This is a genomic window from Mycobacterium attenuatum, assembly GCF_900566085.1.
Lineage (GTDB): Bacteria > Actinomycetota > Actinomycetes > Mycobacteriales > Mycobacteriaceae > Mycobacterium > Mycobacterium attenuatum.
Map to the genome: position 1 here is coordinate 18559 of NZ_UPHT01000060.1, position 23682 is coordinate 42240.

Here is a 23682-nt window from a genome sequence, read left to right on the forward strand (position 1 = left end):
CAGGTGTCAGGCGGGACAGTAGGTGTCGGTTCCGGGGAGCTTGCCGTCGGTGAGATAACCGACCAGCGGCGGCACCGTACAGGAGGAATAGATGCTGGCGCCGTGGCCGATGCCCTGCCACATCACCCGCTTGCTCGCGGCGTTGGCATTGATGACCGTGGCAGCGGTCTGCGCGACCCCGTCGACGCCGACGATCGGGTCGTCTTGCACACCCATCAACAAGACGTCGACCTTGAGGTCTTTCGGCAATTGCGGCGACGAACCGGTGGGCCAGTGCACGCATTTGACCAGATTGAGCGCGGCGATCGTGCCGAACTGGGGATAGAGCTTGGCCCAGGCAACCACTAGTTCGCGAACCCGGTCCGGCGTCGGGCGGTTGACCGCGTCGCTGCAGGAATTGACGAATTGGCCGTCGGTGTCCTGAAGGCCGTCGGCGCGGTTGATCAAGTTCGACAGCTGATTCATGTCGCCCCCGCGTGCGGCCGCCAACGCGTTGGCCAGCGTGGTGGTGGTGCCGATGCGGTCGGCGGTCGGAAAGCCCAGTGTGGCGGTGATCGCGTTGGCGATCGACGCGACCGAGGTTCCGGACCCCCGCAGCGAGCGAGCCGTGCTCAGCAACGCGCTCACGGCGCCCTTCGGATCCGGACCCAGCGCGCAGTTGATCGCGACGCACTGCGCCGCGAACGCGTCCAGCGCGGCCTGCTGGCCTTTGACCTGTTGCTCGGCCTTCGCCTCGGCGCTGACACCCAACGCGACCGGCGAGTCCAGGATCAACCGGGCCACCTTGTCCGGGCGCGAGCCGGCATAGGTGAGCGCCACCTGAGCGCCGTTGCCGATGCCGACCAGCGCCAGTGCCGGCACATCCCACAGGTTGCGCAGCCGCTCCAGATCAGAGGCGGCGTGTCCGTTGTCGTAGGCGGAATCAGCGGGTGCGATGACATCGGTGCAGCTCGTGGTGGCCTCGTTCGAGATCGCCGAGAGGTTGGCCACCGGATCGTCGCCGGTCTGGAACTGCGACTGGTCGCGCATCTCGTCACGCTGGAAGTGGTCGCGGCAATCGATCGGAGTCGACATGCCCATGCCCCGGCGGTCAACGGCGACGATCGGGTGGCTGCGCAGGATGTCGGACCCTGCATGCGACAACCACACCGGCAGCTGGGTGGAAGACGGCAGATCGGAACCGGTGGTGAACACCAGAGGTCCCGCGTCGCGCGGGGTTTGGCCGGAACGGGCCCGCACCACACCGATGGTGATCGACCCGGACCCACCGTTGAGCGGGTCGAGGTCGGAGTCGAAGCTGGCGCACTCCAGTTTGATGCCCGGCGCGGCGGGGATCGCTGCGTTGCCGTAGACCTGAGAAGTGCAGTCGCGCCAGGACAGATCGTTCTTGGGAGCCGCGATAGGTGGGGGGCCGCTAGGTGGTGGTGTCGTGGTGGCGACGCCCTGCGGCTTGGCGCCGCTATAGGTGGCGAAGCGCGGGTCAGCGCCAAGGATTGGGACGCAGCCGGCCAACACCATGGTCACCGAGCAGGCCAGCGAGACCAGGATCGTTGCGGACGTGATGCGCCGACTCATGCCGACCACAGTAACGTCAGCCTCTGACGTAGCGGGTATACAGATAACCGGCGTCGTCGGTGAGCACGTGAGCGCAGCGCATCGGGGTCTTCAGCTGGCCCGGTCCGGTGACAATGCGCCGGGCCAGACCGCCCACGACAAACGGCGCGATCGTCAGGCACAGCTCGTCGAGCAAGCCGCGCTCGATGAACGATCCGAGCAGTATCGGCCCGCCCTCGGTGAGGATGTGACGCAGGCCGCGGTCGGCGAGCCTGGCCAGCAGCACAGCTTCGTCGACCTTGGCCGGATCGGTGCCGGAGCAGTCGATCACCTCGGCAAGGCCGGTGAGGCGCCGGCGTGTGTCGTCGACGGCCGCCGCGGTGGTGAGCACCAGCGGCGGCACCTCGGTGCGGGTGAACACCGCCAGATCCCGGGCCAGGTGACCGGACTTGGTGACGATGGCCAGTTGCGGGACCTCGCTTTGGCCCCGCAGCTGCCGCTGGCCGCGCTCGGTGACACCGAGCTGGGCACCGGAGTAACCCTCGACCCGCACGGTGCCCGCGCCCACGACGATGACGTCTGCCAGCTCACGCAGCAGATGAAAGACGGCGCGGTCGCCCGGCCCACCGAGTCCGCCGCTGGTGCCTGCCACGGTCGCACCGCCGTCAACGCTGCTGATGAAGTTGGCCCGTAACCAGATGACGTGGAGGTCCGGCGGATAGCCGTAGAGCTCTGCTAGGCCGGATTCGTCGAGCGTGCGGTCGGACCCGAGCAATGTCAGGCGGATGCCGGCGGATCGGTTGGCGGCCGGGCCGGCCCCGAAGTCGGGCATGGGTCTGATTGCAGCACGCCGCTACAGTGCCAGCATGCACGGGTCCACCGCTGCGGGAGCTTCCGGCCGGCCGGGCCGCCTGGTGGATCGGCATCCCACGGTGTCGCCGGAACGCCTGATCGCTCAACTGCGGCCGCCGCCCACCTTCGCCGAGGTGAGCTTTGCGACGTATCGGCCCGACCCGGAAGAGCCGACTCAGGCCGCCGCGGTCGTGGCCTGCCAGCAGTTCTGCCAGCAGGCTGTGCAGCGGCGGGCGGGCCGCAAGAAGCTGTTCGGTAAGCGGGATGTGTTGCCGGGAGTCGGCCTGTACCTGGACGGCGGGTTTGGTGTGGGCAAGACCCATCTGCTGGCGTCGTCCTACTACGCGCTGCCCGGCGAGCGGCCCAAGGCGTTCGCCACCTTTGGCGAGTTGACCCAGCTAGCCGGTGTTTTCGGCTTCGCCGAATGCATCGACATGCTGGCGCATTACACCGCGGTGTGCATCGACGAGTTCGAGCTGGACGATCCCGGCAACACCACCTTGATCTCGCGGATGCTGTCCGCGCTGGTCGAGCGCGGGGTGTCGGTGGCCGCTACTTCCAATACGCTGCCCGAGCAGCTGGGCGAAGGACGCTTTGCCGCCCAAGATTTTCTGCGTGAAATCCACACGCTGGCAAGCATTTTCACCACGATACGGATCGAGGGGCCCGACTACCGGCACCGCGATCTGCCGCCCGCGCCGCCGCCGTTGTCGGACGAGGACGTCGCCGCTCGGGCCGCCTGGGCCGACGGGGCGACCCTCGACAACTTCGACGCCCTGTGTGCGCACCTGGCGACCATGCACCCGTCGCGCTATCTGACGTTGCTCGAGGGGGTGACAGCGGTGTTCTTGACCGGCGTGCATGGCATCGACGACCAGAACGTAGCGCTGCGACTGGTTGCGCTCACCGACCGCCTCTACGACGCCGGAATACCGGTGGTGGCCTCCGGGGCGAAGCTGGACACCATCTTCAGCGAGGAGATGCTGGCTGGTGGCTACCGGAAGAAGTATCTGCGGGCCACGTCGCGCCTGTTGGCACTGACCGCCCGCTGACGGCTCGGGTCATGACGTAGTCGTGCTCTTGGTGATCGCCCAGCTGAAACGTCCTGGTTCCGCTGACCGTGAACCCATTCTTGAAGTAAAAGCGTTGGGCGCGAACATTTCTCCGGTTCACTCCCAGCCATATGCGGTGAACGCCCCACTCGGCGGCGGTGGCCAGCGTGGTGCCCAGCAACGTCGAGGACACCCCCGTGCCGTGAAAGTCGTCCAGCACGTACAGCTTTGACAACTCGGCCGAGTCATCACGGTCGATACCGCGAACGAGCATGGCGTAACCGATAATTCGACCCTGGTCCCGGGCGGCCAGGATGGCGCGCCGCGGATCGGCCAGGTACTCGGCGAACCGGGCTGTCGACAGGTTGGCGTCGATGAATGACGCGATGTCCTCGGGGGCCACCGAGGGCGGACAGGCCAGCGGAAAGGTCTGTGCGGCAACGGCCGCCAACTCGGCCGCGTCGGCGGAATCCGTCGTGATGATCCGAACGGCCAGCTCAGAGGTTCCACTGGGCAAGGTGCTGGCCGGTCTTCCTGTCCAGCAGGACCACCACGGAGACCGGGTCGCGGTAGGCATCCCAATACACTCCGCCGCGGACGATTGCGCCCTGCGGGGCGTTGCCCAGCGCGGCGTCCAGCCAATCGGGTGCGTCGCAGGGCCGCGGCTTGTACGCGTCGGCGAACTGGGTGACTCCGTCGAAGCTGAAGTTGGTCGCCATGATGTAGGAGTTGGGCACCCGGACCGCGCGGACCGTCACGTCGGCTCGGTTGACCGCGCTGCCGGGGAAGCTTTTCACCGGGACACCGCTGCGGGTGTAGCCGAACCCCGGCGGGGGGTCGACCGGCTCCACGCTGCCTACGGTGACGTCGGCGATGTAGGTGCCGGTATCCACCCGTAGCGTGTCGCCGATGTGGCCGATCGGTGCGTCGCCGGCCCACGCGCGGGCGGTGTCTAGTGCCGGGACACCCGCTGCGGCGACGAGGAAGGTGGAAATGATGATCAGCAAGCGCTGCATCGGTGCCTCCTCGGCTCCCGGTTCGGGGACCTTCGCATGATGACACACGCCGTAACGGGAAGGGGAGGGGTCCGGGGGGCATGTGCCGTCGGGCGAACGGTTGTGGGCCGCCAACATCATGCAAAGTTCACCTGCTGTTCGCCGCGCGCGGTGCATCCTCTCGGCGGCTTTGGGACAATTCGGAGGTCATGAGACTCCTATTGCTGCTGGCCGGCGTTGCCGCCGTCGTCGGCTTGGCGGCGCCGGTGCGCGCCGACGACAAGCAAGATCAAGCTTTCCTGGTCGCATTGGGAGCCGCCGGCATCACCTACCAGAACGCCAATGCCACGATCGCCACGGGTAAGAAGGTGTGTGATATGGCCAAGGAGGGTAAGTCGGCCATCGAGGTCGTCCAATACCTGCAAGACCTCAGCCCGAAACTGACGCAGTCCAACGCCGCCAGGTTCACCGCGATCGCGGCCGGTGTCTACTGTCCCGACCAACTGCCCGGTAGCACCAAGCCCGCTAGCGGCGGCTGAAGGTCTTTCGGTCACGCCGCCCGAACGCCGACGGTGAACCGCACGACGGGACACGCCGCTGGAGCGTCGCCAGATTAGCTTCCGGTGCGGGTTCTCCCGGCGCGCTAGGGTGCGGAGATAGCTGCCGAGTATTTCGACCTCGGCTCGTATCACCGGCCAATCGAGACCACGTCCGCGCAAGCGCAGATCTGGTTTGATCGGGGGCTGGTGTGGGCGTATGCGTTCAACCACGAAGAGGCGATTCGCTGCTTCGAAGCAGCTCTGAAACTCGACCCCGATCTGGCGATCGCGCGGTGGGGAATCGCCTATGCCGTCGGGCTCAACTACAACAAGGCGTGGGAGGCGTTCGATCCAGTCGAGTTGAGCGGGTCGCTGGCCCGCGCGCGTGCCGAACTGCGACTGGCCGAGCGCGGCCGAGCCAGCCGGGTGGAGCATGGCCTGATCACCGCGCTGCGGGCGCGGTTTCCGGCCGGCGGCCTGAATGCCGGCGTCACCGGCTATGCCGACGCGATGACTTCGCTGGCCGCGACCTATCCGGACGACGTCGATGTGCAGGCGCTGGCCGCCGATGCGCTGGTCAATGTCACCGCGTGGGCACTATGGGACTCCGCAACCGGCGAGCCGGCGGCGGGTTCACGGGTGGTGGAGGCCAAGCGGATCCTCGATAGGGCGCTGGCCACGCCGGCCGGTCGGGAACATCCGGGAGTCCTGCACCTGTATCTGCACACCATGGAGATGTCGGCGACTCCGGAGCAGGCCTTGCCCGCAGCGGACCTGTTGCGCGGCCTGGTGCCTGACGCCGGGCATCTGCAGCATATGCCCAGCCACATCGACGTGCTGTGCGGCGACTACCGCAGCTCGGTGCTGGCCAATCTTGCTGCGATACAAGCGGACCGGCGTTTTGTAAGCCGTGCGGGCCCGCTGAACTTCTACTCCCTGTACCGCGCGCATGATCTGCACTTCATCGTCTATTCGGCGATGCTGGAAGGACGGCTGCACACCGCATTGCAGGCCGCCGACGAGCTGACCGGTCAACTGACCGCCGAGTTGCTGTCGATCGAATCCCCGCCGATGGCCGACTGGCTCGAGGCGTTCGTGCCGCTGCGGACGCACGTCCTGGTGCGGTTCGGCCGATGGGACGAGCTGATCGCGCAGCCACTGCCGGACAACTTCGAGCTGTACTGCACCACCACGGCCACAATTCACTACGGCGCGGTGTTGCGCTGGCGGCCACCGGCCAATTGGCGCGGGCACGTACCGAGCGCGCCGCGTTCACGAAGGCGTACAACCGGATACCGCGCTCGCGGTGCCTGTTCAACAACACCAGTCGAGAGATCCTGGCCGTGGCCGCCGCCATGCTTGACGGTGAAATCGCTTATCGTGAAACGTGTTTCGACGAGGCATTCACTCAGCTGAGACGCGCGGTCGAACTCGACGACACGCTGCCTTACGACGAGCCGTGGGGCTGGATGCAACCCACCCGGCACGCCTACGGTGCGTTGCTGCTCGAACAGGGACACGTCGAAGAGGCGGCGGCCGTATATGCCGCCGACCTTGGTCTGGAGGCGACGCTGGCCAGGTCCTGTCAGCACCCCGGGAACGTGTGGAGCCTGCACGGGTATCACGAATGCCTGCAGCGGCTCGGCCGTACCGCCGAGGTAGCGTCACCTTTCGCGCCGCGGGACTGTTCTAGTGCCTCGTACAGTGCGCGTTTGCCGGCGTCGATGTTGTCCTTGGTGCTGCGGACCGTCCTCAGCGTGCTGAGGCGGGCTTCCGCGGCCGCGGTCGACACCGGCGAGTCGAGTGGCTTCCAGTTCGATTGCAGTCAATCTCGTGCTTCGTAAGGCTGCCACCGGGCTTTGTCGAGAGCAGCGATGGCATTGAGGGTAGCACAAGTTGAACATATGCTACCATGATTAGGTGAAAACCGTTGGCTTGCGCGAACTCCGGCAGAACGCCTCCGAACTCGTTAGACGCGCCGAGCTAGGAGAGGAGATCACCATCACTGTGGCCGGTCGCCCCGGCGCACGCCTCGTTCCCGCAGCGTCTCGATCCTGGAGGCAGTGGACCGAGGTGGCCGACCTGTTCGCGGGACCCGCAGATCCCGCCTGGAATGCCGACCGTGAGGCAATAGCCGATCACCTCATCGACCCGTGGACGACGCGGTGAGAGCAGTTCTGGACACGAGTGTGGTCATTGCGACCGACGTCCCCCCCCTGGCGGGCGAGCTGGCGATCAGCGCAGTAACTTTGGCCGAACTGCATTTCGGGGTCCTTGTGGCAAAGCAGCAAAAGATGCGCTCCGAGCGACTGCGACGCCTCATGGTCCTCCAGCGCAAGTTTGACGCGCTGCCGCTGGATGACGCTGTGGCGGCCAGCTACGGGCAGTTGGCCGCGGCCGTCATTGAGGCGGGACGTCAGCCGCGGGCGCGATCGATGGACCTGCTGATCGCGGCGACCGCCCACGCTCACGCGGCCCGGCTCTATACCCGCAACGCGGATGATTTCGGCGGCCTCGACGACCTGCTCGAGGTGGTGGCAGTCTGAACCCTGGATGACCGCCCGGCCACAGCGGTACTCGATCGGGTTCGGCCTCAGCTTAGTCGGCAGCCGTTAGCGGTCTTAATGCAAAACCGCCTCTGACCTGCGAAAACTTTGGTGCGCGATACTGGGATTGAACCAGTGACCTCTTCCGTGTCAGGGAAGCGCTCTCCCGCTGAGCTAATCGCGCCGGGGATTGCAATCTGGAGGTGGAGACGGGAATCGAACCCGTGTGCACGGCTTTGCAGGCCGTTGCCTCACCACTCGGCCACTCCACCGCGGGGGATTGATGCCACTTGCACCTTCGAGCGGATGACGGGATTCGAACCCGCGACCCTCACCTTGGCAAGGTGATGCGCTACCAACTGCGCTACATCCGCGCGCAACGGACGAGATCGTCGCCCGGTGCGAAGCACGACGATAGTCCACGTGACCCGGCGCACACAAATGTCCAGGTTACTTTGGGACGCTTCGGCTATCGCCGGCCCAGGTAGCGCGTTCGGCCCAGGCGCCGATCGTGCTAGTCTTCGACCTCGTTGCCGCTCGGCGCGGTCCCGTGGCTCAGTGGAAGAGCGTCCGCTTCACACGCGGAAGGTCGCTGGTTCGATCCCAGCCGGGACCACAAGTAAACATTCAGGTCAGAGCGATTTTATGGCCTCTCGTGCACTACAGCCGGGGGCTGTGCGGCGCCACAAAGTCACACCCGCGTCGCCCACAGCGGCTGACCCTCCTTGGTGATAACGCGGGCGAGCGACTGCGTCAGCCATGGCGAGAGCCGCTGCGACAGATAAGGCGCCAGCACCTGCGACCGACGTGACACCACCACGAGGCAGGGCCTTGCCAGCGCATCCAACACCGCCGCGGCGAAGGTACCCGGCGGCGCGCCATGCTTGTCGTAGAAAGCCGCGATCTTGTCATGGTCGAGACCCCTGGTGGCCGCATGATCCCGTCGGGAACGATCGCGGTGTTGATGATGCCAGGGCGCAGGGTCACCACCGTGGCCGATGCCGGCGTTGTCGACGTCCTCGGGCCGACTCACGTCGACGGTGTAATCCGGTGCGCTGCAGCCGATTCGTGGGCAACCGCCGCGGCTGCCGCGGTGTTGACATCGGCCATGTGCACCTTGGCCCCGCGCCGCCCCATCGCAGGCCTCCATATGGCTTCATAGGCCGCCCGGCGCCTCTAGATGAAGGCCGGCTTGGCCGGGCCGGAGTAGACCTCGAAGAACCGGGCCGTCATCTCGGCGGGGATGGCGAGGTTGGCGGCATGATCGGTCCGCAGACATACCAGACTCGGACCGCGGTGCTCAACCGAACGCCGCAGCGCACCGTCGAGATCCTCGATCCGCTCCACGTACTCGCCATGGCAGCCGAGTCCCTGCGCGACGATGTCCCATCGGATTTCGCCCTGAGCCGTGCCGAAAGTCGTTCCGTACAACTGAAGTTCGTTCAGCTCCTCCATCGTCCAGGAACCCTCGGCGAACACCACCACGGTGATGTCGACGCCCTCGCGCGCAGCCGTCTGCAGCTCCATGACGTTGAAACCGGCCGCCCCGTCGCCGGTGACGCACACGACTTCGCGCTCGGGCGCGCCCAGCTTGGCCCCGATCGCCGACGGGATCCCGGTGCCCAGCATCCCGAGTTCGAGAATCGAGTGATACGAGCGGGGCCGCGTCGGGGGCAGCACGTTGTAAGCCCACAGCGATGTGTTGCCCCCGTCGACGGTGTACACCGTTTCCGGGCCGAACACCGCGCCGATGACCCCGACCGCGCGCGCGGGATGGATGCCCGGGCCCTGCCATTCGAGGATCGGGGTCGCCATCTGCATCCGTACCTGCTCGTCGAGCTGGCGGTAGCGGGCCAGGTCGGCGCCGTCGCGGACACCGAGATCGGCCGCGCGCAGCCGCGCGGCGATGCCGTCGAGTGCGACTCCCGCGTCGGCCAGGATGCCCAGGTGCAGCGGCCGCGTAACGCCGAAATTGCTTGGGTCGATGTCGATCTGGATCACCCGCTTGCCCTCCGGGTGGCCCCAGTAGGTGTCGTAGGGGACGTCCAGGTTCCCCATCCGCGAGCCGACCACCAGAAGCACGTCGGCCTCGCTGCGCGCGAGATCGCCGGCCGGGCCGAACCCGAACACATAGTGCGAATGATCGGCCGGGACGCAAGCGCGCCCGGCCATTGAGCTGATGGCCGGGCAGCCCAGCAGCTCGGCGACGTCGAGCACCCGATCGCGCGCATCGGCGCGGTCGACGCCCTGGCCGGCGATCACCACCGGCCGCTGGGCGGCAGCAAGCAGCTCGGCGGCCTCGTCGAGCTGGCGGTCCGAGGGCTGCGGCGGCCCAATCCGGTAAGCGGCGGGCGGCCACACCGGCGCCGTCCGTGGATCGCCGGTCTCATACAGAATCGGCGCCGGCAGCTCGACGTGGACGGGTCCCGGCCGCCCGTTGTGCATCTCACGGAACGCCAGGCGCAGTACCTCGGGAATGCGTGCCCACTCGAAGATGGGGCCACCCCACTTGACAGCGGGCCGGAACAGGTCGAGCTGGTCTTGGCCCTGAAAGGTCGACGGCGGTGCGGGATAGACGATCCCGAGCCGGTGCTGGGAGGTGATGGCCAGCACCGGAACACCTTCGTGCAGCGCGGTCACCACACCGGGCAGCAGGTTGGCCGATCCGGGTCCGGGATTGCCCAGCACCGCGGCGACCTTGCCGGTCGTCTTGTACAGACCTTCGGCCATGTGCACCCCGGCGGCTTCGTGGCGCACCGGCACCAGCCGGATGCCGTGCGCGTCCAGTTGCGCCAGAAGCGGGTCGATCTCCGGGGACGGCAGACCGAAGAGGAATTCGATCCCCTCGGCCTGAAGCGAACGGGCGAACAGCTCGCCGCCGGTGATCTCGGTCATCGTCAACCTCCCAAGCGTGAGTCGCTAATCCATGGATTGCACCACCGGCGGTCGGGTGAGAAGAAGAGCCTGAAGTCACCTAACTTCGATCCTCGTCGGCAGCAGCCGACCCGGAACGGGTATGGCACAACACGACGGTCGCGAATCCGGTCGTACTGCACTGACGGACGCGCACTCGTCGTATGCTGCCCACCACCGCACAACCGCGACGCTGGCCGCGATCTGCAGATTGGGTTGCTGGATGACGGTCGAGTTTACTTTGCTCGGCGACGTCGAAGCCCGACTTGATGGGCGACGACTGGAAATCGGTCATGCTCGCCAGCGGTGCGTGCTGCTGGCACTGCTGATCGATGTGAATCGGCCTATCCCGGTTGATCAGCTGGTCGACCGCGTATGGTCGGACCGGCCGCCGTATCGTGCCCGCAACTCCTTGGCGGGTTATGTGTCTCGGCTGCGAAATCTGCTGGCCGGGGCGGGTGAGACAACGATTTCTCGTGAGCCGGGCGGATATGTCCTTGCCGTAGACCCGTTATCGGTGGACTTGTACCGCTTCCGCGCCCTGGCCTCGCAGGCCCGGGAAACCCCGGATCCCGATGAGGCCGCGAGCTTGTTCGACGAGGCATTGGACATCTGGTCGGGTGAGCCGTTCGTGTCGCTGGACACGCCGTGGGTAAACGACGTCCGCCGTGCCCTGCAGGCGGAACGGCTCTCGGTGGAATTGGACCGCAACGATGCGGCCTTGCGAGTTGGCAGGCACGCCGAGTTGCTGGTCCAGATCTCCGCGGCGCAGGCCGCGCACCCGTTGGACGAGCGATTGGCGGCGCAGTTGATGCTGACCCAGTACCGCTGCGGTCGGCAGGCCGAGGCTCTGGATACCTACCGCCGGGTGCGGGAACAGCTTGTCGAGGAACTCGGCGTCGATCCCGGTCCCGAACTGCGCACAGTGCATCAACAGATACTCACCGGCGAGGCCGCGACGCAGCAGGCCCGCCCGGTTCCCGCGGATGGGTGGGCGCCGGCCTACCATTCCGCGCCGGCGCCCCCACTCGTGCTTCACCAGCGACCACAGTCGGATCTGTTGCGCCCCCTGACGAGTTTCGTCGGCCACGAGCGCGAATTGGCACAAACGATGGAAGCCCTGCTCCTGGCCCCGCTGGTCACGTTGGTCGGGGTTGGCGGCGTCGGCAAGACGCGCCTGGCTCTCGAGGTTGCGCGCCGCGAAAAGGGGCACTTCGCCGCCAGTGCGTGGATCTGTGAATTGGGGCCGCTGGAGCACGGCGACGCGGTCAGACACACGGTTGCGGCGTGTGTGGGGGTGCGCCAACAGCACGGCATGGACATCGAGGAATCCGTGATCGAGTACCTGCGGTCGCGGGAGGCGTTACTGGTATTCGACAATTGCGAGCACGTGCTGGAGCCGGCGGGACGGTTTGTCGAGCAGATCGTGCGTTACTGCCCGCGGATATCCGTACTGGCCACCAGCCGGCAACCGCTGGGTGTCGAGGGTGAGCGGATTGTGCCCGTGTCGCCGTTGGCGGTCCAGGACGCCACCCGGCTGTTCGTCGATCGGGCATTGGCCAGCCGACCGGACTTCACCCTCGACGACCAGCCGATGGGGGTAGTGATCGAGATCTGTCGACGGGTCGATTGCCTGCCGCTGGGCGTGGAGTTGGCAGCGGCGCGGATGCGGGTGATGAGCAGCCTCGACGTGGCCCGGCGCCCGGACTACTTGCGGCTGCTGCGTGGCGGCAAGCGCGGTGTGCTGCCCCGGCAGCAGAGTCTTGCCGAGACGATCGCATGGTCGTATCGGTTACTCACCGAACCCGAACAGGCGTTGTTTGCGCGGCTTTCGGTGTTCGCAGGGGGTTTCGACGTGGAAGCCGCGCACGGGATATGCGCCTCCGAGGGCGCCGCCGAGCACGACACACTCGAGCTACTGACCTGTTTGGTCGACAAGTCCATGGTTGTGGTGCGCGCCGTCGATGAACATGCCCGTTACGCCGTCCTGGAGACGATGCGAGTGTATGGACGAGAACGGCTGCGGGACAACGGTATTGATCGGCGCTGTGCGATGCGGCATGCGGAGTACTACACCGAGCTCGCCGAGCGGGCCGGGGCTGCCATGCTCAGTGCGCAGGAGCGTGAATGGGTCGAGCGGGTATTGCCCGACTACGACAACCTGCGCGCGGCGTTCGAGCATGCGCTGGACGAACACCACATCGACCTTGCGATGCGACTCGTCGCCGCCGTGCCGGAGCTGGTCGGTTGGCGCGTCGGATACGAGGTGGCCGAATGGGCCGAGCGCGTCATCGCCGTGGCTGACCCCGACCACCCGTTGTTCCCGGCGATCGTGGGAACGGCCGCTCGGGCCGCCTGGGCTCGCGCCGACTTTGCGCGCGCCAAGTCGCTGGCGATTCAGGCCCAGGGGCGACGGCCGCCCCGGAGCAGCGCGCGCGTCATAAATCCCGACGACGTGCTCAATGACGTCGCACTGTTCGAAGGCCACCCGGAAGCGGCCCGCGCGTACTGGACCGCGGAGGCGGAACACGCGCGCCGCGACGCGAACCCGACAAGGCTGGGGTGGACGCTGTTTACCCTCGCGATTTGCCAGGGAGTGCTGGGCAACGACGACGCTGCCGTCCCAGCGGCACAGGAGGCCGTGCAGACGGCCGATAACACGGGCAACCCGACCGCGCGGTCGATGGCCTACTTCGCGCTGGGCTACCTGCTCAGAAGGTCTGAACCCGAACGTGCCCTGGCCCTGTTCGATGACTCCGCGCGGCTGGCCGCCGACGTACAGAACTTCTGGGTGTACGGCAGTGCGTTGATGGAGGCCGCCGCGATCCGTTCGGTCTATGGCGATGCCCGGGTGGCGGCTCAGATGTTCATCGGCGTGCTCGAGCACTGGGAACGGTTCGGCGACGTGACCGAACAATGGCTCGCCCTGCGTTATGTCGCGCGGTTGTTGATTCGGGTAGGTGCGTACGAGGACGCTGCATTCCTCCATTGGGCTTTCATGAACGCGGCCAAACCGGCGCCCTTGACCCCGGCCCACATGGACGTTCTTCTCGAACGCCTGGGTGCTGCCGGTCTCGACGCGCTCAGCGCTCCCGCCGGCATCGCCGAGGTCGTGGCGCGGACCCGATCGAGCCTGCGGCGGCAGTACGAAGACGACACCGTATCGGCGTGCTGACCAAGCTCTCCGGTCCGCCAAGATAGCCATCTGACCAGAGCATTTCATAGTTGGCGAAGAGTTTCCCAATGCCTGGGCCGCACAGTTGACCCGTAGCAGTCTCTTTGTCCGGAAGGCAGTCACCGCGGTGTCAACGAAGATGCGGCCCACATCGAGCAACACCCTCGAGTTCTGCGCTGCTGCGCAAGCACATCACGTTGGCGGGTGATGCGGATGCCAGGACCCCGGCTGTACCTCGACGCGGTCAGTGACATGGCGGAAGTCCTGGACGCCCAGAACTCGCCGTCGTGGTGGCTGCCGTTGCTTGGGACGGCGGCGGGCGTGGTCTGGGTCGTAGTGCAACTGTGCCGGTTCCTGTTGATGCAGACCGGTCCGGCGGTGTGGCTGGATCAGCTCCCTGCGTCGAGTATGCAGATGCTTTCGACCTGGGTATCCGGCTGGGTTGATCGACTGTGGGGGGTCGCGCGCCGGGAATTCCGGCGATGAAGACCCGCCGTGTTGATGTGTATCGCAAGTTGCGGCTGCTGCCGCCGACGCTCGATGGCCGAACTCCGTTTCGGTTCGCCACCGTAGCCGTGGCTGGTTATGAAGGCAACAGTGATCGCGGGCTCCGCCGTGCGGTTGCGGGCCGCCCCATGCAGCGCACATCGCCGGCCGGGTATCCGGCCAGGCTGCCCGCGCCGACCTGTTGGAGCGGCGATCCGGCCTGGCGCGTAGGAACTTTGGTGGCGGGCTACCGCATCGAGGCTGTCGTCTCATCGGGCGGAATGGGAACGGTGTATTTGGCCCGTCATCCCAGTTTGCCCCGCCGCGACGCCCTCAAGGTCCTCGACGGTCCCCAGGCCCGGGACTCGCGGTATCGTGCGCGGTTCATGCGAGAGGCCGACTTGGCCGCCGGGCTGCATCATCCCAACATCGTCGCTGTCTACGACCGCGGTGCCACCGCGGACGGTGCGTTGTGGATCGCGATGGAGTACGTGCGTGGAACGGACGCCGAGGTGGAATTGCGTGCCGGACGGATGAGTCCGACGCGCGCCGAGTTCATCGTCAGCGGGGTGGCGATGGCCTTGGATCATCTGCATCGGCGCAACATGTTGCATCGCGATGTCAAACCGGCGAACATCCTGCTGTCTCCGGGCCTGCCCGGCGAGGGGGAGCGGGTGGTGCTGGCCGACTTTGGCATCGCTCGCAATGGCAATGACAACCATGGGCTGACGCGAACCGGTGATGTGATCACCACGGTGGCCTATGCCTCCCCGGAACTGCTGCAGGGCTGGCCTCTCGACAGTCGCACCGACATCTACTCGTTGGGATGCTCGCTTTTCCATCTGCTTACCGGTCACGCCCCATACGACGACCGCTCCGACTTGGGCGCGGTGATGCTGGCCCACATTCATCAGCCCGCCCCGCGAGTCAGTGCCTGGGTGGAAGGACTGCCGGCCGCTCTCGACGACATCATTGCCACCGCGATGGCCAAAGACCCCGGCGATCGCTACCAAACCGCCGGCGAGTTCGCCAGGGCGGTGCGGGCCACCATGACCGCCGGTTGCAGTCCGGCGCTGCCGCATCTTCCACGTCGCAGCCGAGCCCAGCTGGACCCCGTTGCGCACCGCACCTGCGGGCCGGCGCAGCGGCTCCGGGAGGAGCCGGCTGTTCCAAGTCCGCCGCAGCGGGCTGGCGGTGCAACAAGGAATCGAACGCTGGGAAGGCTGGGCAAGGCGGCAGCGGTCATCGTGGCGATCGCGCTATTGCTCGGTTACCTCGCCTTGGCGATGGCTCATCGTCATCACTCGGGCGCTCAGCACCATTCCGGTTACGTGCGGGTCACGACGGTCGAACAGGGCGGCGTTACCGCCGGAACGACTTCCCCTGAGCCGATGCCATCGCGGCTCTTGGTCGGCTGAAAACGGGGGGCCACTGCATTTCATGATCGGCGAACACTTACCGAATATCGGCTCGGCAATATTGTCATAGTCAGCGAGAAAAAACGAGGCGAGGTCGGACATGTCTTTAGATTTACCTGCGCCCGTATACACGTTTCTACGAATTCTCCGAAGGAGCGATCACGCCGTGTTGAGTACTGGGCTTAATCCCGACCTCGTCTTCGATGCCGCCGAAGAGCTGGTGGCGCAAAATGGAATAGAAGCGTTGACAATTCGAGCGCTCACCAAGGCTACCGGGATTTCCAATGGCACGATTTATCGTAGCTTCCACTCGCGCGGGGGACTGCTTGGCCGCACGTGGATTCGTGCTGAGCGCCGCTTCCTGAATCTGCTGAGCAATATGGTTGCCGACGCGAACACGCAGTCTCGGGATCCGTCGGAAGGGGTGCACGCAGCCGCGGAGACGTCACTTCTGTATCCCGAACTGTATCCGGCTTCGGCGGCGTTGCTGCTGACCGTGCGTCGCGAGAAGGTCGTGCGCCACCCGATGCCGCAGGAGACCGCCGAACAACTGCTGGCTCTCAATAGTGAATTCACGGCCGTCATGTCGCAGTTGGCGATAGCGTTGTGGGGACGCAGCGATACGGCTGCAGTCGACCTGATCGCAACGTGCATTGTCGACCTGCCCAAGTGGATCACCAAGCGGGGTGAGCGATACAGCTCGCCCATTTTGCGCGAGTATCTGCGCGCGGCGGTGCGGTCGGTGTTGGAGGTCGGGCCTCCGTCCGTTCACCACAGCGAATCGGTGCAGGCGACCCCGCGCCGGGTGACATCCGACGCGGGGCTCGGCGTCGTCCGCGTCCATGACGGCGCTCATGAGGACGCCTGTGAGGACGCCTACGCGTTCAGCGGCGGCCTCAAGGGCGCTGCCGGGTAAGGGTCAGCCGCAACGAGCGCGGACTCGGGCGTCCACATCGGCATTCCCGTAGCCGCGCCGAACGATCGCTCGGCTCGAATCGCGCGCCGGGCCGAGGAGTTCGCGTCCTAGACGAACAGCCGAACAGCCAACCGTCCGGCCTACCAGCGCGACCGCAGGGCAGAGTCCACTGTCGGGTACACGGGCAATAAGTCGCTGAACCCGCAGGCTGCCACGATACGGGCGACAGTCGAATGCGGAGTCACCAAGCGCAGCTCGGCCCCGCGGCGACGACACCGATCGGCCTCGTCGGCCAGCACGGCGTAGGCGCAACAACCCATGAAATCCAGGCCAGTGATGTCGACGACGAACAACCCCTCGTGGGGGACGCCGGCGGCCGTCTCGGTGAGCAGCTGGCGCCAAGTATGTTCATTGCAGGCATCGACCTCGCCGCCCGCGTGTATCAACACCGCCGCTCCGTTGCGGTCGGTGGTTGCCCGCAAGGTGCTCCGCGGGTCACCCAACTCGCTGACAAGCCGCGTGCTGAGCATCAAGTGAGGGGTGATCGGTTCTGCTGTAACCACGCTCATGGCGCACTCCTAATCGACTGGCGCGGTAGCGCCGCGATGGATGCCCGTCCTGCGCGTCTGAAGACAGACTTGGTTCGTTAGATTTCATTTGTATAACGAGACAGGACGGTCTGTCTACACCCGTGGTCTGAGAGTATGGTTAGGGTTCGCTATGGCCGTACCGGAGTTCGCCACGCCGGCTGTTCCCGCTCGTGAGCGCATACTGGGGGCCGCCTACGAACTGTTCAGCCGGCGCGGTATCCGAGCGGTAGGCACCGATGAGGTGATTGAGCGAGCCAGTGTGGCCAGGGCCACGCTGTACCGGCATTTCGCGACTAAAAACGACCTGGTACTCGCGGCGCTGCAGCGGCGCGAAGAACTCTGGACACACGGTCTGATCGAGGCACGCTCGCGGGAGCTGGGCAACACCCCCGAGGAACAATTGCTGGCAATCTTCGACGTACTTCACGATTGGTTCCAAAGTCGCGACGGGTATGAGGGCTGCTCATTCATCAACGTGCTACTCGAATTGGGGCGCGATCACCCGGTCGGCCAGGCTTGCGTTGCCCATATCGATCACGTTCGTGGCATCGTGCGGGGCCGGGCGGTGGCGGCGGGGCTCCGCGACGTGGATGATTTCGCCTGGTCCTGGCACATCCTCATGAAGGGAGCCATGATCTTGGCGGCTGTCGGGGACTCCGAGGCGGCCCATCGCGCCCAGAAGATGGCGCGGGTCCTCATCGAGCAGCATCGGCCCGGCCGTGCGGCGCCCGGTTAGATGAGTTCTGCTCAGGCGGCCGTGGTGTCCGCCTCGCGATAGTGCTGCTGCTCGAGTTCGGCGATAGCCCGCGACGTGCGCTCGCGCAGCAGGATCGCCGCGGTGATCCCGACCACGACGGCCACGACCAGCGCGACCCACGAGAAGCGTTGCATCCAACGTTCAGCCGCTACCCCGGCGTAATAGACGAGCGCGGTGGTGCCACCAGCCCAACAGATCGCACCCGACACGTTGGCGGCCAGGAAACGTGGATAGTGCATTTTCAAGGCGCCGGCCAGCGGCCCGGCGAAGATCCGCAGCAAAGCGATAAAGCGACCGAAGAACACCGCGCGAACTCCCCAGCGGTTGAACAGGCGCTCGGCGAGCGCGACATGTCCGGGGCCGAAGTGCTTCGGAAATCGCCGGCCGAGCCGGTCGAACAGTGGCATGCCGAATCGGCGGCCGATCGAGTAACCAATCGAATCACCGACGACAGCGCCGATCACGGCGGCCACGCCGACTCCGACGGGGTTCACGGCCAGGTCATGATGCGACGACATCAGCGCCGCACTGACCAGCACGATCTCCCCGGGAAGGGGAATGCCCAGACTCTCGATCCCGACTACGCCGCCTACCAGCAGATACACCGCCAGCGGCGGGATCGAGTGCAGCAGGGCTTCCACATCCATTGCTAAAGGATGCCTGACACAGCTGAGCCGCGCCCACGTAACGAGGCGTGTGACGCCAAGAGTGCACGCCGGGCGCTGCCGACGCGCTCCGTCGGGGCCGCCGTAGGGCGCACCGGATGGCTCGGGGGCTACGATCCCCGAAACAGAACGGGCAGCAGGCCGAGCAGGATTCTGCTGCACCCCCATAACAAGGTCGAAATCCCCTGGTGGCAGCCGTGGGGACGACGCCGGACGTCATCCCTGAGATGACACATTTCGGCAGTCAGATCGCCAGGAGGCCGGTCAGTGGAATTCAATATCGCCCAGGTGTTCTCGGCGGTGGCGGCGGCCAATGCGGATCGCGACTGCATCGTGTTCGGGGACCGGCGATTCACCTACGCGCAGACCGACGAACGCGCCCGCCGATTCGCCCACGCCCTGCACCGGTGGGGGCTCGGCGTTCGCCGGGAACGCTCGGAGTTGGCACCCTACGAATCGGGGCAGAGCCACCTCGGTTTGTATATGGCCAACTGCAACGAGTTCCTGGAGGCGATGATCGGCGCCTACCACGCCCGGGTCGCCCCGTTCAACGTCAACTATCGCTATGTTGCCGACGAACTGGTGTACCTGCTTGGCAATGCCGAAGCCGACGCCGTCGTCTACCACGCCCGCTTCGCTCCTACGCTGGCGGAGGCGCTACAGAGATGCGGCCGGCAGCCGCGTCTGATCCATGTCGACGACCACTCGGGAAACGATCCGCTGCCCGGGGCGGTGCGATACGAGGAACTGCTGGCCGCGACGTCCGACGAGCCGCTCAACGTCACTCCGTCACCCGACGATTTGTACGTTCTCTACACCGGCGGCACCACCGGGATGCCCAAAGCGGTGCTGTGGCGTCAGCACGACATCTACATGAACGCCATGGGCGGACGGGCCTTCGGCACCGGCGAGATGGCCACCAGCCTGGACGAGATCGTCGAACGGTCGCGTCCGGAGGGGCCGGGTTCGATGACGGCGGCGCCGCTCATGCACGGCGCGGCCCAGTGGGCGGCATTCATCAACCTGTGCGGCGGACGGACGTTTGTCATGGCGCCGACGACCACCCACTTCGATCCGGCCGAAGTGTGGGCGCTGGCCAGCCGGGAGCGGGTGGTGTCGCTGTCGATCGTTGGCGACGCCTTCGGCCGGCCGTTGATCGACGAACTCGAGTCCGGCGATTACGACCTGTCCGGGCTGCTGATTCTGGTCACCGGCGGAGCCGCACTCAGCGCACCGATCAAGCAGCGCTTCGTGGAATTGCTGCCGCAACTGGCGATCCTGGACGCGGGTGGGTCCTCGGAGTCCGGATCGCAGATGGGCCAGGTGTCCACCCGTACACAGGGGGCTTCCGGCCGCTTCGCTCCGAACCCGGGCGCGGTGGTGGTCAGCGCGGACATGACCCGGATCCTGTCGCCCGGAGACGACGAAGTCGGCTGGCTGGCTCAGCAGGGTCTGATACCGCTCGGATACCTTGGCGACCCCGAGAAGACTGCGCGAACGTTTCCCGTCATTGAAGGGATTCGCCATTCGGTTCCCGGCGACCGGGCCCGTTGGGCCTCCGACGGCGGAATCGAGCTGCTCGGCCGCGATTCGGTCACCATCAATTCCGGCGGGGAAAAGATCTTTGCCGAAGAGGTCGAGGCCGCAATCGCCGAGCATCCCGCTGTGTACGACGTGGTGGTGACGGGCCGTCCCAGTATCCGGTGGGGAAGCGAAGTCGTCGCGATCGTCCAGCTGGTGGAGGGCCGCCATGCCGACCCGGACAGCATTATCGCCGAGGCCGCTCGTCACATCGCTCGCTACAAGCTACCGAAGGACATTGTCTTCTGCAGCCGGGTGCAACGTTCGCCGTCCGGCAAGGCGGATTATCGGTGGGCGAAAGCTCAAGTGACACCACGAGTTTGACTCGCTCAGTTCGGGACCTGTTCAGGATACGAATCGCTTGCGCAACCGGTTGAAAGCGGTGGGCTCGCGGCAGGCCCGGTAGCGCTCGTGCAGTTCCCGGGCCAGCACCGGGGCCGGGGTGGCCGTGGTGTCCAATTCGAAGTCGTACTCGGCGTCAGCATGGGCGGCGCGGGCGCTGCCCCGGTTCCACCCGGGGTACCGGTTGCCGCGCTCTTGTTCCCGGCGGGCGCCCTCGGCGTCGGAGACGTGGACTCCCACCATCCACACCGTGCAGCCCTCGAAAATCCGGAGCGCGTCCACCAGCCAGGCACGCTTCCAGATCACCTCGTCGGCAATCACGTTCATGCCGTTGTCCAGGTAGGCCCGGATGGCGTGGTGCCGGGCATGCATGGCCTGATCCAGGAGCGGACCGGGGTGCACCGTGAACCAGTCGAGGCCGTCGTCCTCAACCACGCTGTCCCACGTGTAGTACTCGGGTCGCACGCGCGCGAGGTCCAGTTGTGCCGGAGGCAGCGCAAACCAGAACAGGTCGATCCCCAGATGCATCCAGCATTCGGCGGCCAGGTCTTGGAACGCCAACGCCAGCGATGTCTTGCCCGCGCTGGATCCGCCGTTGAGGATGATGAGTTTGCCCGGTGCTGTCTCAGCCATAGCCGAATGAGGGTAGCGCAGTAGCCCGCCAGATGCGGGCCGTTGCCGGTTAAAAGGGTGGATCGTCGGGCAATGGGGGTGGCGGCGATGGCCGCCAGTCGGGCGGGAGTTCCTCGGATTCACGAGGATCGTTCACCCAAGTACAAAATGGGCTGGTGCTCGGTGCGCCCTTTCAGAGAAACAGCATGTCGCGCATGTGGTTTCGAAATTTGCGGGCTTCGATCTCTGCTTTCCGCGCCTGCCGCAACTCTTGTTCGGCGGCGTTGGCGCGGCGTTGAACGTGGTTGCGGTTGCGGGCTCGCGCGATCCGCGCGGCGTGCTTGTCGGCGCGGGTCCGGGATCGCCGCGGCGCAGCGCTCGAGAACAATTCGGCGCCGGCGGGCACCGTCCGATACGTCTTGCCGGTCGGCGAAGTCCAGATCACGGTACCGTCGGACAGTTGCTTGTCCCGCCAGCCGGTGATGCCGCCGTGAAATGTCTTCAGCCGCTAATGTTTTCGGCATAGGCATCTAAGCTTTGCGGGCACCGTCAGGCTGCTGGCGCCGGGGTCGGCGTGGTTGAACGGGACGGTGTGATCGATATCGCACGCCCGCGCCGCGCGGCTGCATCCGTGAAAGCGGCAGGTCAGATCACAGCAGCGGACCGCGCGCTGCGGTACCGCCGAGGGGTGATACGTCAAGGCGTCGGCGCCGATGGGTGGGCCCGTGGCGAGGCGATGAATCGCCGAGGCCGTCAGGTCGCAGACCAGGTCGGCATCGATGACGCCGTAGCCCTCGACGTATCCGGGTTGTTGGCTTTCGTCCGACAGCGTGTCAGCGGTGGCGATGACGTTGACGAGCACCTGTGCGCCGGTTGGTGCGGCTGCCCGGCCGGGCCGGGCCGGACAGGCGCTCGATCCGCATCGGCGGGACGCGGCGCCACCTAGGGTCAGTGCTCCCAATGCGTCGGCGCGACGCTGTGCGATGGTGCGTGGGTCGTTGCGGCACACGCCCTTTGCCGACTGCGACAATTTGCGGTCGAAGGCGGTGGCGTCTGCGCCGGTTACGCTGTCCCACAGCTCGGCCATGCCGTCGAGATGAAGCGTGATGCCGATCTCGGGTTCGTCATCGGCGCGACGCTGGCGCTCCCGCTGATACGTGCAAAAAGTGACTCGTCGAGCCTGGCGACCAGTTTGTCGTCATTGACCAGGTCGGTGCGGCTGATAATCAATTGCGCTGTACGCCAATACATTCAACGCCGCCGCTACCTCGGCGCACGTCTGCTCGGGCACCGTCGACGGTCGCGTAGGCCAGATCGGAGTCACGGCGCTCGGCGGCGCTGCGGTGACGCAGCAACGCCGCCACGTAGGAGAGGCGTCGCGCGGTCAGGGCCGACTCCTGCCGGTAGGCCCTCTCGACTGCGGTGACCCATTGCGCCGGCCTGAGGAGGTCCAGAGCCGCAGACCCCGGCGCGCCGTCTTCGAACATGATTTCGATCATATCGATGGGCGTGACACCCGATCGGGTCCGCGGCATCGCTTGTGGATGAACTTCGGACTGTGGATAACTCCGTCGCGCCGAGCAGCAACGCTGCGAGTTTGCCCTTGTCCGCAAGGTGGTTCCGGCCAGCTGACGAACGTCGCTGATCGCTTGGCGAAGCTGAGCGTTGTCCACGCTGCCGCCGGGCAACGTCCTACCGCATCCGCCGCCAAGCATGTTTGCTGGTATTGACAGCACCGGTGCGCCGGGCGGTAGCCAAAGTGCCGACCGTCGAGGGACGCTGACCACAACATCTGGTCGCCCTAGCCAACGGCGACTCGCCTTGGCTGAAATGCCCTCGAGGTGTTCGCTGCGGCGATAGGATTTTGCTGCCGAGTGCTCAACGGTCCCTCATGGTTCCTGGCAACTGATGCGTTGTCCTGTCGGGAGGTTGCACATGTCGTTTGTTGTGGTGGCGCCGGAATGGATGGCGACGACGGCGTCGGACGTGGCGGGGATCGGCTCTGCGCTCAAGGCCGCCAATGCGGCAGCAGCCTTACCGACGACGGCGATAGTTGCGGCAGCAGAAGATGAAGTGTCGGCAGCGATCGCGGCCTTGTTCGGATCGCATGCGCAGGGTTATCAGGCTCTCAGCGCGCAAGTGTCGGCGTTTCATGAACAGTTCGTGGCAGCGCTGGCGGCGGGCGCGGGCGCGTACACGGCCGCCGAGGCGGCCAACGCAGCGCCGTTGGAAAACTTGCTGGGATTGATCAATGCGCCCACCCAGGCGCTGCTCGGTCGTCCGCTGATCGGCAATGGCACCAACGGCGCCGACGGCACCGGCGCTGCCGGTGGCCCGGGTGGGCTCTTGCTGGGGAACGGCGGTAGGGGCGGTTCGGGTGCGGCGGGTCAGCCCGGTGGCGCCGGCGGAGATGCGGGTTTGTTCGGTAACGGCGGAATCGGCGGGAAGGGTGGGGATGCGGTAGCCGGGAACGGCGGCGCCGGCGGCGCCGGCGGGGCCGGCGGATGGTTGTTGGGCAACGGTGGCACCGGAGGCGCTGGCGGAGCGGCAGCCGCTGGCGGAGTGGGCGGCGTCGGCGGTGTCGGCGGGGCTACTGGGCTGGTGGGCAGCGGGGGAACCGGCGGTTTCGGTGGTGTCCGAGCGGCGGGCACTACGGGCGGGATCGGTGGTACCGGCGGGGTTGCCGAAC

Annotated in this window: 20 protein-coding genes, 4 tRNA genes and 2 pseudogenes; 13 read left to right on the top strand and 13 right to left on the bottom strand. The window is 66.2% G+C overall.

All coding sequences use genetic code 11. From position 1 onward, the window contains the following. Window positions 1-6 precede the first annotated feature (6 nt). Together EET13_RS10610 and EET13_RS10615 are read right to left on the bottom strand one after the other, a co-directional pair. Window positions 7-1575: an alpha/beta hydrolase gene (locus EET13_RS10610; RefSeq protein ID WP_122442253.1), complete on the bottom strand. Its 1569-nt coding sequence runs from the start codon at window positions 1573-1575 to the stop codon at window positions 7-9. Window positions 1576-1591: 16 nt separating this feature from the next. Next, complete coding sequence (locus EET13_RS10615; RefSeq protein ID WP_122442254.1) at window positions 1592-2386, bottom strand: pyrimidine reductase family protein; 795 nt, start codon at window positions 2384-2386, stop codon at window positions 1592-1594. On the opposite strand from EET13_RS10615, the gene zapE reads away from it, so the two are divergent. After that, a complete protein-coding gene (gene zapE / locus EET13_RS10620; RefSeq protein WP_122442270.1) occupies window positions 2385-3458 on the top strand; it encodes a cell division protein ZapE in 1074 nt (357 codons plus the stop codon). The two genes, EET13_RS10615 and zapE, sit on opposite strands and share 2 nt — an antisense overlap. On the opposite strand, the gene EET13_RS10625 is transcribed toward zapE, so the two are convergent. Both EET13_RS10625 and EET13_RS10630 read right to left on the bottom strand, forming a co-directional pair. Beyond that, window positions 3376-3975, bottom strand: coding sequence for a GNAT family N-acetyltransferase (locus EET13_RS10625; RefSeq protein WP_244603852.1), 600 nt, complete (start codon window positions 3973-3975; stop codon window positions 3376-3378). The genes zapE and EET13_RS10625 overlap by 83 nt on opposite strands. Beyond that, a complete protein-coding gene (locus EET13_RS10630; protein ID WP_122442256.1) occupies window positions 3956-4474 on the bottom strand; it encodes a hypothetical protein in 519 nt (172 codons plus the stop codon). Before EET13_RS10630 ends, EET13_RS10625 begins: the two co-directional genes overlap by 20 nt. Window positions 4475-4662: 188 nt before the next feature. Between EET13_RS10630 and EET13_RS10635 the strand changes: the two genes are divergently transcribed. The 4 genes and pseudogenes from EET13_RS10635 to EET13_RS10650 all read left to right on the top strand — a co-directional run bounded on the left by EET13_RS10635 (window position 4663) and on the right by EET13_RS10650 (window position 7538). After that, window positions 4663-4992 (top strand): DUF732 domain-containing protein, encoded by a 330-nt coding sequence (locus EET13_RS10635; RefSeq protein ID WP_168990741.1) that lies wholly within the window; start codon window positions 4663-4665, stop codon window positions 4990-4992. Window positions 4993-5109: 117 nt separating this feature from the next. Further along, window positions 5110-6656: pseudogene (locus tag EET13_RS10640) on the top strand (tetratricopeptide repeat protein); the annotation flags it as partial. 256 nt (window positions 6657-6912) lie between these two features. Next, entirely contained in the window at window positions 6913-7161 is a 249-nt protein-coding gene (locus EET13_RS10645) for a type II toxin-antitoxin system Phd/YefM family antitoxin (protein ID WP_122442258.1), read from the top strand. Further along, window positions 7158-7538, top strand: coding sequence for a type II toxin-antitoxin system VapC family toxin (locus EET13_RS10650; RefSeq protein WP_122442271.1), 381 nt, complete (start codon window positions 7158-7160; stop codon window positions 7536-7538). Before EET13_RS10645 ends, EET13_RS10650 begins: the two co-directional genes overlap by 4 nt. Window positions 7539-7647: 109 nt before the next feature. On the opposite strand, the gene EET13_RS10655 is transcribed toward EET13_RS10650, so the two are convergent. The 3 genes from EET13_RS10655 to EET13_RS10665 form a co-directional block, all read right to left on the bottom strand. Beyond that, window positions 7648-7722, bottom strand: a tRNA-Val gene (locus EET13_RS10655). A gap of 14 nt (window positions 7723-7736) precedes the next feature. After that, window positions 7737-7810 (bottom strand) — tRNA-Cys (locus EET13_RS10660). A gap of 29 nt (window positions 7811-7839) precedes the next feature. Continuing rightward, window positions 7840-7912, bottom strand: a tRNA-Gly gene (locus EET13_RS10665). Between the two features lie 170 nt (window positions 7913-8082). Between EET13_RS10665 and EET13_RS10670 the strand changes: the two genes are divergently transcribed. Next, window positions 8083-8154, top strand: a tRNA-Val gene (locus tag EET13_RS10670). Window positions 8155-8229: 75 nt separating this feature from the next. Here the strand turns inward: EET13_RS10670 and EET13_RS10675 are convergent. Beyond that, window positions 8230-8571, bottom strand: coding sequence for a hypothetical protein (locus tag EET13_RS10675; RefSeq protein WP_122442259.1), 342 nt, complete (start codon window positions 8569-8571; stop codon window positions 8230-8232). 143 nt (window positions 8572-8714) lie between these two features. After that, the gene (locus tag EET13_RS10680) at window positions 8715-10433 is read right to left on the bottom strand and encodes a thiamine pyrophosphate-binding protein (RefSeq protein ID WP_122442260.1); all 1719 of its coding nucleotides are present in this window, start codon (window positions 10431-10433) and stop codon (window positions 8715-8717) included. 241 nt (window positions 10434-10674) lie between these two features. Between EET13_RS10680 and EET13_RS10685 the strand changes: the two genes are divergently transcribed. The 4 genes from EET13_RS10685 (at window position 10675) to EET13_RS10700 (ending at window position 16446) form a co-directional block, all read left to right on the top strand. Further along, entirely contained in the window at window positions 10675-13626 is a 2952-nt protein-coding gene (locus EET13_RS10685) for an AfsR/SARP family transcriptional regulator (RefSeq protein WP_122442272.1), read from the top strand. 213 nt (window positions 13627-13839) lie between these two features. Next, complete coding sequence (locus EET13_RS10690; RefSeq protein ID WP_136623145.1) at window positions 13840-14112, top strand: hypothetical protein; 273 nt, start codon at window positions 13840-13842, stop codon at window positions 14110-14112. Then, window positions 14109-15530 carry a serine/threonine-protein kinase gene (locus EET13_RS10695; protein WP_244603853.1) on the top strand — a complete coding sequence of 474 codons (1422 nt, stop codon included), beginning with the start codon at window positions 14109-14111 and terminating at the stop codon, window positions 15528-15530. Before EET13_RS10690 ends, EET13_RS10695 begins: the two co-directional genes overlap by 4 nt. A gap of 169 nt (window positions 15531-15699) precedes the next feature. Then, window positions 15700-16446: a TetR/AcrR family transcriptional regulator gene (locus EET13_RS10700; RefSeq protein WP_168991092.1), complete on the top strand. Its 747-nt coding sequence runs from the start codon at window positions 15700-15702 to the stop codon at window positions 16444-16446. 140 nt (window positions 16447-16586) lie between these two features. Here EET13_RS10700 and EET13_RS10705 read toward each other — a convergent pair whose 3' ends face one another. Beyond that, window positions 16587-17015 (bottom strand): anti-sigma factor antagonist, encoded by a 429-nt coding sequence (locus EET13_RS10705; RefSeq protein ID WP_122442263.1) that lies wholly within the window; start codon window positions 17013-17015, stop codon window positions 16587-16589. Window positions 17016-17166: 151 nt separating this feature from the next. Between EET13_RS10705 and EET13_RS10710 the strand changes: the two genes are divergently transcribed. Then, the gene (locus EET13_RS10710; protein WP_122442264.1) at window positions 17167-17772 is read left to right on the top strand and encodes a TetR/AcrR family transcriptional regulator; all 606 of its coding nucleotides are present in this window, start codon (window positions 17167-17169) and stop codon (window positions 17770-17772) included. Window positions 17773-17783: 11 nt separating this feature from the next. Here the strand turns inward: EET13_RS10710 and EET13_RS10715 are convergent, their stop codons facing one another. Then, window positions 17784-18440 carry a DedA family protein gene (locus EET13_RS10715; RefSeq protein ID WP_122442265.1) on the bottom strand — a complete coding sequence of 219 codons (657 nt, stop codon included), beginning with the start codon at window positions 18438-18440 and terminating at the stop codon, window positions 17784-17786. Window positions 18441-18725: 285 nt separating this feature from the next. Here EET13_RS10715 and EET13_RS10720 point away from each other — a divergent pair, with 285 nt between their 5' ends. Beyond that, window positions 18726-20363 (top strand): acyl-CoA synthetase, encoded by a 1638-nt coding sequence (locus tag EET13_RS10720; protein ID WP_122442266.1) that lies wholly within the window; start codon window positions 18726-18728, stop codon window positions 20361-20363. A 21-nt stretch (window positions 20364-20384) separates the two neighbouring features. Here the strand turns inward: EET13_RS10720 and EET13_RS10725 are convergent, their stop codons facing one another. Both EET13_RS10725 and EET13_RS10730 read right to left on the bottom strand, forming a co-directional pair. Beyond that, the gene (locus tag EET13_RS10725; RefSeq protein ID WP_122442267.1) at window positions 20385-21014 is read right to left on the bottom strand and encodes a phosphotransferase-like protein; all 630 of its coding nucleotides are present in this window, start codon (window positions 21012-21014) and stop codon (window positions 20385-20387) included. A 49-nt stretch (window positions 21015-21063) separates the two neighbouring features. After that, window positions 21064-22480: pseudogene (locus EET13_RS10730) on the bottom strand (DUF222 domain-containing protein). Between the two features lie 448 nt (window positions 22481-22928). Between EET13_RS10730 and EET13_RS10735 the strand changes: the two are divergent. After that, a partial coding sequence (locus EET13_RS10735) for a PE family protein (protein WP_136623146.1) occupies window positions 22929-23682 on the top strand: 754 nt, incomplete at its 3' end.

Bases quoted from the DNA above. Each gene is read 5' to 3' on its own strand.
- EET13_RS10610 (WP_122442253.1), bottom strand. From the start codon at position 1,575: ATGAGTCGGCGCATCACGTCCGCAACGATCCTGGTCTCGCTGGCCTGC.
- zapE (WP_122442270.1), top strand. From the start codon at position 2,385: ATGGGTCTGATTGCAGCACGCCGCTACAGTGCCAGCATGCACGGGTCC.
- EET13_RS10615 (WP_122442254.1), bottom strand. From the start codon at position 2,386: ATGCCCGACTTCGGGGCCGGCCCGGCCGCCAACCGATCCGCCGGCATC.
- EET13_RS10630 (WP_122442256.1), bottom strand. From the start codon at position 4,474: ATGCAGCGCTTGCTGATCATCATTTCCACCTTCCTCGTCGCCGCAGCG.
- EET13_RS10635 (WP_168990741.1), top strand. From the start codon at position 4,663: ATGAGACTCCTATTGCTGCTGGCCGGCGTTGCCGCCGTCGTCGGCTTG.
- EET13_RS10680 (WP_122442260.1), bottom strand. From the start codon at position 10,433: ATGACCGAGATCACCGGCGGCGAGCTGTTCGCCCGTTCGCTTCAGGCC.
- EET13_RS10685 (WP_122442272.1), top strand. From the start codon at position 10,675: ATGACGGTCGAGTTTACTTTGCTCGGCGACGTCGAAGCCCGACTTGAT.
- EET13_RS10690 (WP_136623145.1), top strand. From the start codon at position 13,840: ATGCCAGGACCCCGGCTGTACCTCGACGCGGTCAGTGACATGGCGGAA.
- EET13_RS10695 (WP_244603853.1), top strand. From the start codon at position 14,109: ATGAAGACCCGCCGTGTTGATGTGTATCGCAAGTTGCGGCTGCTGCCG.
- EET13_RS10705 (WP_122442263.1), bottom strand. From the start codon at position 17,015: ATGAGCGTGGTTACAGCAGAACCGATCACCCCTCACTTGATGCTCAGC.
- EET13_RS10710 (WP_122442264.1), top strand. From the start codon at position 17,167: ATGGCCGTACCGGAGTTCGCCACGCCGGCTGTTCCCGCTCGTGAGCGC.
- EET13_RS10715 (WP_122442265.1), bottom strand. From the start codon at position 18,440: ATGGATGTGGAAGCCCTGCTGCACTCGATCCCGCCGCTGGCGGTGTAT.
- EET13_RS10725 (WP_122442267.1), bottom strand. From the start codon at position 21,014: ATGGCTGAGACAGCACCGGGCAAACTCATCATCCTCAACGGCGGATCC.